The 10,199-nt window shown below is 45.3% G+C and carries 6 protein-coding genes; 5 read left to right on the top strand and 1 reads right to left on the bottom strand.

Annotation, left to right across the window (positions count from 1 at the left end):
* Positions 1-836: 836 nt before the first annotated feature.
* Positions 837-2,294: a levansucrase gene (gene sacB / locus ABWW58_RS10885; RefSeq protein WP_353869172.1), complete on the top strand. Its 1,458-nt coding sequence runs from the start codon at positions 837-839 to the stop codon at positions 2,292-2,294.
* A 561-nt stretch (positions 2,295-2,855) separates the two neighbouring features.
* On the top strand, positions 2,856-4,340 hold the full coding sequence (gene levB / locus ABWW58_RS10880) for a 2,6-beta-fructan 6-levanbiohydrolase (RefSeq protein WP_353869427.1): 1,485 nt from the start codon (positions 2,856-2,858) through the stop codon (positions 4,338-4,340).
* Positions 4,341-4,609: 269 nt separating this feature from the next.
* Here the strand turns inward: levB and ABWW58_RS10875 are convergent, their stop codons facing one another.
* Positions 4,610-7,543, bottom strand: coding sequence for an insulinase family protein (locus ABWW58_RS10875; RefSeq protein ID WP_353869171.1), 2,934 nt, complete (start codon positions 7,541-7,543; stop codon positions 4,610-4,612).
* A 184-nt stretch (positions 7,544-7,727) separates the two neighbouring features.
* Here ABWW58_RS10875 and ABWW58_RS10870 point away from each other — a divergent pair, with 184 nt between their 5' ends.
* The 3 genes from ABWW58_RS10870 (at position 7,728) to ABWW58_RS10860 (ending at position 10,138) form a co-directional block, all read left to right on the top strand.
* Positions 7,728-8,165 (top strand): DUF1801 domain-containing protein, encoded by a 438-nt coding sequence (locus tag ABWW58_RS10870; protein WP_353869170.1) that lies wholly within the window; start codon positions 7,728-7,730, stop codon positions 8,163-8,165.
* Positions 8,166-8,365: 200 nt separating this feature from the next.
* Positions 8,366-9,160 (top strand): aldo/keto reductase, encoded by a 795-nt coding sequence (locus ABWW58_RS10865; protein WP_353869426.1) that lies wholly within the window; start codon positions 8,366-8,368, stop codon positions 9,158-9,160.
* Positions 9,161-9,625: 465 nt separating this feature from the next.
* The gene (locus tag ABWW58_RS10860; protein WP_353869169.1) at positions 9,626-10,138 is read left to right on the top strand and encodes a coiled-coil domain-containing protein; all 513 of its coding nucleotides are present in this window, start codon (positions 9,626-9,628) and stop codon (positions 10,136-10,138) included.
* Positions 10,139-10,199 lie beyond the last annotated feature (61 nt).

Below are 10,199 nucleotides of genomic sequence, written 5' to 3'. Positions count from 1 at the left end.
ATCCAATGCACGAAAATCAAGATCCAATGCACGAAAATCCGAGATCCATGCACAAACAGAGTGATGAACCAAGTTCATGCACGAAAATAGTGGATCAATGCACGAAACAGGGGGTTCAATGCACGAAAATCAAGACCCAATGCACGAAACAGGAAGTCCAATGCACGAAAATCAAGACCCAATGCACGAAAATCCGAGATCCATGCACAAACAGGGTGATGAGCCAAGTTCATGCACGAAAATAGTGGATCAATGCACGAAAATCAAGCTCCAATGCACGAAAACCCGAGTTCCATGCACAGAACCGTTTGCATTATAGATGAGTTCATCGATTCTTAAAGGTCGCTCATTTTTTGATCAAGAGAATTAGTCCAATTATATTTTTTGATCATAGGTCATTCAGCCTGCTTTTTGTTACTGAAAAATTACATCAATTAGCTTTGCTAACGTTTTTTCCGGCTGCGCTTACATCGGTTTTTATTTATAGATCGACCTGTTGACATAACAAGCTTTTTTCATTAAAAAGTTTATAAAGATCAATATTCTTTTTTCTGGAAAATATTACATTATTAGTTACAAATGAAATAATATATATGTTCAAAGTCATAGTCATCATTAAAATCCATTTTCCAAAATGGAACAAAATTTCCTCTTTTTTTACCATTGACGGTCTTACGTGCTACCACGTATTCTTGGGTAGACCCGTCAGTGGCTGATTGACAACCGGTTGACAATTTGCCTGCATGCAGCGAAAAAACAGAGAAGCACGTCAATGGACTTGCTCGCGTTCATGAGACGGTGTTCAACAAAAATGAATACAGGGAGAGGAAAACACAATGAGATTTGGCAAAATCGCAAAACAGACAGCAGTTGCGGCTTTAGCTGCAACCTTCTTGCTTGGCGGCACGGGGCATGTGTCGGCGAAGCCAAGTGATGCTTTTGGTAAGTACAAGACTTATGGCATTTCGCACATTACACGTTACGATATGAGCAAGATTCCCGATCAGCAAGATAACGAACGTTTCCAGGTACCTGAATTCGATGAATCTACAATTGAAAATCTTCCATCGGCAGTTGGTAAAGACAAGGATGGAAAAGAAATTGATTTGGATGTTTGGGACAGCTGGCCGCTGCAGAACGCGGATGGAACCGTTGCCGATTATAAAGGATACAACATCGTCTTCGCGCTTGCTGGTGATCCGAAAGTTGGCAGCGACACGTTCATCTATCTTTTCTATCAAAAGAAGGGTGACACATCGATCGACAGCTGGAAAAATGCTGGTCGCGTGTTCCAATCTGATGATCATTTAAAGACGAACGATCCGATTCTGAAAGATCAAGCAGAGGAATGGTCCGGATCGGCGACACTGACCCGAAGCGGTAAGGTTCGTCTGTTCTACACCAATCGCCATCCGTGGAATGAAGTTAAGAAACTTTACGGAAAACAAACACTGACAACCGCGCAGATCAATCTTTCACAGCCGGACGCGGATACATTGAAGATTGACGGCATTGAAGACTTGAAATCAATCTTTGACGGTGACGGAAAATACTATCAAACGGTTGATCAATTCGTTGCCGGCGATAAATCAATGGACAACCACACTTTCCGTGATCCGCACTATGTTGAAGACAAGGGTCGTAAATACCTTGTTTTCGAAGCAAACACAGGAACGAAGGTCGGCTATCAAGGCGAAGATCAATTTAACAACCGCGCGTACTACGGCGGCGGACTTCGTTACTTCCAGAAAGAACGCCAAGCATTGCTTGACAGTCCGAAAAAGAATCTTGCGACACTTGCCAACGGAGCACTGGGCATTATTGAGCTGAACGATGACTATACGCTGAAAAAAGTCATGAAACCGTTGATTGCATCCAATACGGTAACGGACGAAATCGAGCGAGCAAACATTTTCAAAATGAACGGCAAATGGTATCTGTTCACCGATTCGCGCGGTGCGAAAATGACGATTGACGGCATCGGCGATAAAGACGTCTACATGCTGGGCTATGTTTCCAACTCGTTGACCGGCACTTATCACCCGCTCAACGGCAGTGGCCTCGTACTTCAGATGGGCTTGAATACCGATGACATCACGTGGACCTACTCGCATTTTGCAGTACCGCAGAAACGTGGAAATAAAGTAGTCATCACGAGCTACATGACGAACAGAGGGACGTTTGACGACCAGCACTCAACCTTTGCCCCAAGCTTTCTTGTGAAGCTGCAAGGTTCGCGGTCATCCGTTGAACCGAACAGCATCCTTGATCAAGGTCAGCTCACGATTGATTAATAATCAAGAAGAGAACATGAATAAAGTAAGAACATGTAAAGACTCCTTTGACAGGAGTCTTTTTTACAGGTGAAGAAAGTTTATCGTTTTGCCTTGTTGGTACGACGATAAGGTCATAAGATTCGGTTGGAGCGATCAGGTAAGTGCTCAAGCTGAGAATTAGGCGGAAAAACTCCACTTATTTTACTCGTTACCTAATGAAGCAGAAATGGTTGTTCACGCACAAGAGTGATGATTCAAAACGACATTTGGAGCAAAGGAGCTTTCGCTAATGACGCATATGGCATATGACCTGCAAGCAACGCGAAAGCTACCGCATTCTGCGGAAGTAAGCACCGGGCGCTTTTTGCCCGATTTTTCTTACGTAATGATTATTCATAGCCATGAATGGATTGGCTCATAATAATACGAGGTGAAAATGGTGTCGATTAAAGGCGACATTTTCTTTTTTTACTTGTAGATATACAAAAATGGAAAAGTGACAGGTTGGAGGTGTTCCCTGTGAATAAAAAAGTTATGGTTGCAGTGAGCTTAATTGTACTTAGCCTGCTTTTTGTCGTTATGGCGCTTGTATTTTCCGGAGTATTTCGTCCGAAAGAAAAAATCGGCGTTCAAAAACCGGACCGTTCTTATCGGCCGGTCTATCATTTTTCAGTTCCGGACAAGTGGATGAATGATCCTCAACGGCCGATCTATTTTAACGGAAAGTACCATTATTACTATTTGTACAATCGTGATTATCCGAAAGGGAACGGGACAGAGTGGCGTTTAACGACGTCGAAGGATCTCGTGCACTGGAAAGATGACGGGGTTGCGATTCCGAAATACACGAATAAAAACGGCGATATCTGGACCGGATCGGTTGTGCGCGATACGGAAAATACGGCCGGTTTCGGCAAAAATACGCTGGTGGCGATCGTGACCCAGCCTCCTGCGCAGCGAAATCAAGAGCAATTTTTGTGGTACAGTACCGATGACGGGAAAACTTTTAAACAGGACAATGAAAGATCTGTACTGCCCAATCCGGGAGTGAAGGACTTCCGCGACCCGAAGGTGATCTGGGATGGCGCGCGTCATAAATGGCTGCTGCTGCTTGCCGAAGGATCGAAAATTGGTATTTATGAATCAAAGAATTTAAAAGAATGGCAGTACACGAATGGGTTCATGACCCACGATATTGGGATCGTCGAATGTCCGGATCTGTTTCAACTGCGTGCTGATGACGGAACGGTCAAATGGGTGCTTGGAGCGAGCGCGAACGGAAAAGCAGCGGGTCTGCCGAATACATACGCCTATTGGATTGGTGATTTTGACGGTGAAAAATTTATCGCGGATCACGATATGCCGCAATGGCTGGACTACGGATTCGATTGGTATGCCGGCGTGACATTCGAAAAAGCGAAGGCGTCGCTTGATTCGCGTTACGCGATCGCTTGGATGAACAATTGGGATTACCCGAACAACACGCCGACCTTAAAGATGGATAAATTCAATGGTGTGAATTCGATTGTGCGTCACATCCAATTAATGAAGAAAGGCGATCAGTACAGCCTCGTTTCACAGCCGATAGACAGATTGAACCAACTCGTCGAATCAACGAAACAACTGAAAACGGTACGAGTCAATGGGACAAAAACACTGGACGTGCGCGGAATCGCATATCAACTTGACACCGACATTTCATGGACCGATGCCGGCAACGTGGGACTTAGGCTGCGTGAATCCGAAGACAAAGAACGGCATATCGATAGTGGTATTTTTTCGACTGGCGGCTATCTCTACGTCAATCGCGCGTTTACCGCTCAACCGGATAAAAAGGAGAACAGCGTGGAAAGTCGCGCGCCGCTCGCGGCAGGCACCAAGCGTGTACATCTGAAAATCCTCGTCGATAAAACAAGCATCGAAGTATTTGTCGATGACGGCCGGACCGTACTTACCAATCAAGTGTTTCCGCGCCAGAACGACCAAGGCATCAGCCTGTACTCCGAAGGCGGAACCGCAGTTTTTAAAAATATCGTGATCAAACACTTCCATTCGATTAACTAACATCGAAGTTAAGCGAATTGACCCGAAATCAGAAGCGAGACCAAAACTGTGAAAAGTAAGACCAAACGGGGTCAAAGTTCAACCAAAGGAAGGGAAAGATGAACTGAAACAGGTGAAGTTCAACCCATCAAATGAAAAGTCGCAACAAAATTCCGAAGTCGTAACCAACACATGAAAAGTCGCAACAAAATTCCGAAATCGTAACCAATAAATCTTAATACGAAAAAAGAGCTGTGAGCGAAGCGCCCACAGCTCTTTCCTTATCCCATTCAGTCGAACACGTTGATGCATGACTGAAACAGGTCTTTATTTTGTTGAATTTTTCCTTCGCTGCCGAGTACACACACCCAGCCCTGGTCGGTGACGGATTTCAGCAGCTTGCCGAAATCTTTGATGTCAGCGAGCTTGGTATCAAGAACTGCGTCGCGAGTTCCTTGTACATCAGCCTGAGTGATGTGCTTGAAATACTGGGCGTCAGCCATGCTGCCTTTGCCGCGTGGCGTCAGCGGTGTATCAAGATCGGACAGGGTCCCGATAATGTATTTTGTCATTTCGAAATCGTCGGCGTCAAACGCTTCGGCGAATTTCGCTGCTTCATCATAGATGTTCAGGGTTTCCTTCAAGTTCGGATCGCGGTACGACCAAAAGATCAAGTTGCCCGCCGATTCGAGCGCAACTCCTGCGCCGTAAGCGCCGCCCATCACGCGCACTTGATTCCACAAGTAGTCAAGTGACAGGATCTTTTTCAATACCTGAAGTTTGCCGGTATAGTCGTAGCCGAGTGACTTAAAGTTCGCGCCTTTTGCCGCATATTGGACTTTGCTTGATGTCATCAAGCCTTCATTTTTTGCTTCCGGTTCCGGCAGTTTTTCCAAATCGCGTTCTGCTGTCTCGGATTGCGTTTGCAAGTCCAACTGAGTGAATTGCGCCTCAACGGCACTCAGTATCGCGGCGTCACCGGTAATGCTTGCGACGAGTGATTCTTTGTTGAACAACAGCTTTGCCAGTGCGGATAAAGTACCGGACAATTCGTTAAAGCGCGCGTCCCAATTTTTATCCAAATCCGAAATGAATCGGTAGAAATCCAGCCCTCTCAATTTTTCGCTATAAGCGGCAGCCTGTGAAAAGTAGGAGCCGAGCCGGCGGACAACAACCGATTGGCCGTTTTGGTTAAAGGACATCTCTACGCGCGACTTAATTTCTTTGACGATTTCCCGAATGCGCGATGCGTTGTCAAATTTACTGTGGTAGATGATCTCATGAATGAGCGCAAACGCCTGGGGTAATTTATCTTGAAGCACCTTGGTTTTTGCGGAAAATTTAGGCGCATAGGTATCGTCATCGGATTTGTCGCTATACGTCTGATTATCAAAATCAATGCCGCCGGTCTGACTATTGATCGCACTGACCAAATCCGAATACGCATAGTTTTCGGTATCGACCTTTCCAAGAATCTCTTGCAAAAGCGTAAGGGCGGAAATCTGATCAGCAGAAACCGCTGACGCATCGAAATAGAGACTGACATAGGCAATTTTATTTGTTTCCAGATCATGATGCAGCGCCTTGACACTGTCGATCGTGACTTCCTTCAGCGGGAGTTCCTCAGCTTTTTTCTCTACGTCGGCAACCGACAGCGTTGGAATTTTACGCAGGTCTTCCGGCTTATCTGCGCCGGACTGACGTTCCTTCAGCTTTTTCGTTTCTTCAATAATCTGCTGCACGCCTTCTGCACTCAAACTTTTCTTGACGTCGGCCAGTTTCGTTTCAACGAACTTGGCTTCCTTATCTGCAATTGTTTTTGAAGGGGCGATCGTCACAAAGGTTTGATGGTTGCTGTTCAGCAAGTATTTTTCAATCAGCGCCTCGAAGTAATCAGTAGTCAGCGCCTGCTTGATTTTTGCCAAGGTACCTTCAAATTTCAGATGTATAAACGGGTCTTCATCATAGAGCCAGCTGTCCATGGCCATGATGCTATAGATCAGTCCCTTTGGCATGGAGCCGTAATCGGCCTCGCGCAGCTGGAATTCTTTAACGTTGATTGCCGCTTCAATTTGTTTTTTGTCCAATCCGTCTTTCACGAACAGGCGCAGCGTATCGAAAACAACTTTTTTGAACGCTTCCTTCTGGCTCTCGTTTGCATTTTTCACATTAACGGAGAAAAACGGCTGCAGAATACTGTTATCATAGGAACCGAATACGTCCTGACCGATGCCCGCATCAAGAATTGCTTTCTTCAGCGGCGCTGCCGGGCTATCGAGCAGCAAATAGTCGAGAATGTCAAACGCCAGATAGGTTTCCGGATCGGTAGATGTTGATACGGCGAAGTTCATGCTTAAGTAGGTTTTATCATTCAGATCCGCATCAGGGAGTACAGGGTATTCCTTGATCACTTCATTGATTTTACCAATTGGCTTCTGCACGGCGATCGACGAATCGACAGCAACGCGATCGTAGCCGGCAAGATAGGCCTGGTCAAGGTAGGCAAGTTTTTCCTCAATATCCATATTGCCGTACAGATAGATGTAGCTGTTGGCCGGGCTGTAATACTTCTTATGGCATTGCGTGAAGTAATCCTGAGTCAAATCAGGAATATAAAGCGGATCGCCACCGGATTCATAGCCGTAGCTGGTGTCCGGGAACAGCGAGTTCTGGTTCGCGCGCATCAGCAAGCCCTCAGGCGAGGAAAAAGCGCCTTTCATTTCGTTATAGACGACCCCTTTAAAATTGATCGGATCATCGGCTTTTTCCAGTTCATAATGCCAGCCTTCTTGCTGAAGAATTTCCTTGTATTTATAAAGGTTCGGATGGAAAACAGCGTCGAGATAGACGTCCATCAGATTCTGAAAATCTTTATCATTTTTACTTGCCACCGGATACATCGTTTTGTCACTGAAGGTGAAGGCGTTCAAAAAGGTATTCAGCGAACCCTTGAGCAGTTCGACAAACGGTTCTTTAACCGGATATTTGTCGGAACCACAAAGAACCGAGTGCTCAAGAATATGAAAAACGCCGGTGTTATTTTCCGGAGGCGTGCGGAAACTGATCGAGAAGACCTTATTGTCATCGTCATTTTTCAGAAACAATAACCTCGCGCCGCTTTTCTCATGCTCGAACACATAGGCTTCTGAGTGAATGTCTTGGATTGTGTCGGTATGGAGCAGTCGAAAACCATGGACTACCTTATTTTGAGTGAGTGTTTCCATTAAGTAACCTCCTATTAAAACATGTTTCGCTTCCAAGCGAGCGCACGCCACGTTGAAAATGGCAACACTTTTATTATACAGTATTATTTAGAAAATAATGCCTTTAACAATCCGCGGTTTTCGTGATCTCGCATCTTTGTTTAAAATGTACAGAAAGGGTAATTTTCATACTGATGGCAAAAAAATGAGCGAGGTGACGGATATGGGTTATGTACCGAAAACAAAAGAGACCGACAATAGTGTGATTGATTTTATTGAAACGGTGGAACGTCCGAAAAAACGCGAGGATGCTTATCTGTTGCTCGATCTTTTTACGGAAGTGACCGGCTTTGAGGCGAAAATGTGGGGACCGAGCATCATCGGATTCGGTTCGTATCATTACAAGTACGCTTCCGGGCATGAAGGCGATGCACCGCTTACCGGATTTTCTCCGCGAAAAGCGAAAATCAGCCTGTACCTGATGATGGACGATGAGGATTATGAAAAATTCGCACCGGATTTTGGCAAACACACACGAGGAAAAGCGTGCATCTATGTAAATAAGCTCGCGGATATCAATGTCGCGGTGCTGAAAGATATGATCAAGGTATCGGTCGCTTTTTCAAAAAAGCAGAATCGGTGAATCGGGTGTGGGCAGTTGCCCCAACTCTAACGTGGCAGCGGCATACATACCGAGTTATGTATAGTTACTTTTTTGTTCCTATAGTACATTAAGGTGCGTACTAGTCGAAAATTATGTCATTGGTTACACTGAATAAGAAGACTTATTAAGGAGGATAACCAGTGACACAACATACGGTGGTTTTAAATAATGCTGTGAGCATGCCAACCATTGGATTAGGTGTATTTCGAGTAGAGGATCAGGAAGTTGCCGCGAGCTCGGTGCAGGCAGCGATTCGCTCGGACTACCGGTTGATCGATACAGCTGCTATTTACCAGAATGAAACGGGTGTGGGGCGAGGCATTAAGGCCGCACTCGAGGAAACCGGTGTGGCGCGCGAAGATCTGTTCATCACATCAAAAGTGTGGAACGCAGACCAAGGTTACGATGCCACACTGAAAGCATATCAAGAAAGTCTCGATAAGCTTGGCCTCGACTATCTAGACCTATACCTGATCCACTGGCCGGTCGCCGGAAAGTATAAAGACACATGGCGAGCGATGGAGCATTTATATAGGGAAGGAAAAGTCCGCGCAATCGGTGTCAGCAATTTCCAAATTCATCATCTTGAAGATCTGCTTAACGAGGCTGAAGTCATACCAGTCGTAAATCAGGTTGAGCGCCATCCGCGCCTGACGCAAGAGCCGCTGAGGGCTTATTGCGAGCAGCATGGGATTCGTCTCGAAGCCTGGGCACCACTGATGGTCGGCGAATTGCTTCAGAATGCGACGATCAGGATGATTGCTGAAAAATATGGAAAATCTGCTGCTCAAATCATCTTGAGGTGGCATGTCCAGGGCGGCGTGATCGCCATTCCCAAGTCAGTTAATGAGGACCGAATTCAGGAAAACGGACAAATAGTCGACTTTGAACTTACTACAGAAGATATGGCGGCAATCAATGCGCTAAACCAGGATCATCGCACCGGACCCGATCCGGACAATTTTGATTTTTAATTTGGCAGAGAATGAATACGGCCGACTCCTATTTGCGGAGTCGTTTTTTTGCAAGTAAAGAAAGTTAGCGTTTTGCCTTGCCGGTACGACGATAAGGTCATAAGATTCGGGTGGGCGATCAGGTAAGCGCCCAATCTGAGAAATAGACGGAAAAATTCCGTTTAATTAGAAAATGAATGAAAAAATTGCTTGAATAGACGGAGGAATTCCGCTTATCGAATCGAAAAACGTGAAAATGGAGAGTTTTTCAGTGCATAAGCGGAAAAATTACCCTTATGTACCTGTGAATCAAGCGCCACGATGCAAATAACCGGAAAATCTCCGCTTGTGATTCCAATTAGAATTTGACAATTAGGTAATTTTATCTTACACATTTCTTAAGTTAAGGCGCGTTTTTGCTATACTAAAAGTACAACATGTAGAGACACCATGACCCGAATAAATTTGATGAAAGGAGGAAAACACATGAGCGAAAAAGTGCTCCTGCAGATTTTGGACAAGCTGACAGGCATGGACGAGCGATTCGATCGCTTGGAAACGCATATGGCCCGAATCGAAACACGCATGGAAAAAATGGAAACACGTATGTCCCAAATGGAAACACGCATGGATCGAATCGAAACACGCATGGAAAAAATGGAAACACGCATGGACCGAATCGAAACACGCATGTCCAAAATCGAAACACGCATGGATCGAATGGAAGAAAAGCAAGACCTGATGCAAACGCAGCTTAATGAAACGAACCGGATACTTAAAGCGGTTTATGATCGCCAAGAAGTATCGGATGCGAAACTGGCGGCATTGAGCAGCGACGTCGACAAGCTGCACGGCTACGTCAAGAAGATCGACACAAAAGTAGACCTTAATCAGAAGTCGATGGACAAAATGCTCGAAAATCAAGCGGCTGTCTTTGAAATGCTGGGCGAACACGATGTCTCGATCCGAACACTGAAAAAGAAAGCAAGATCATCGTAAGTTAAAGCAATACCACAGATAAAATCCGCGTGAAAGTTCCTTCAAAAGAAACGCGTATACC

The organism is Sporolactobacillus caesalpiniae (assembly GCF_040513385.1).
GTDB lineage: Bacteria > Bacillota > Bacilli > Bacillales > Sporolactobacillaceae > Sporolactobacillus.
Note: the sequence above shows the minus strand (reverse complement) of the source record. Positions and strands in the feature narration are given on the sequence as shown.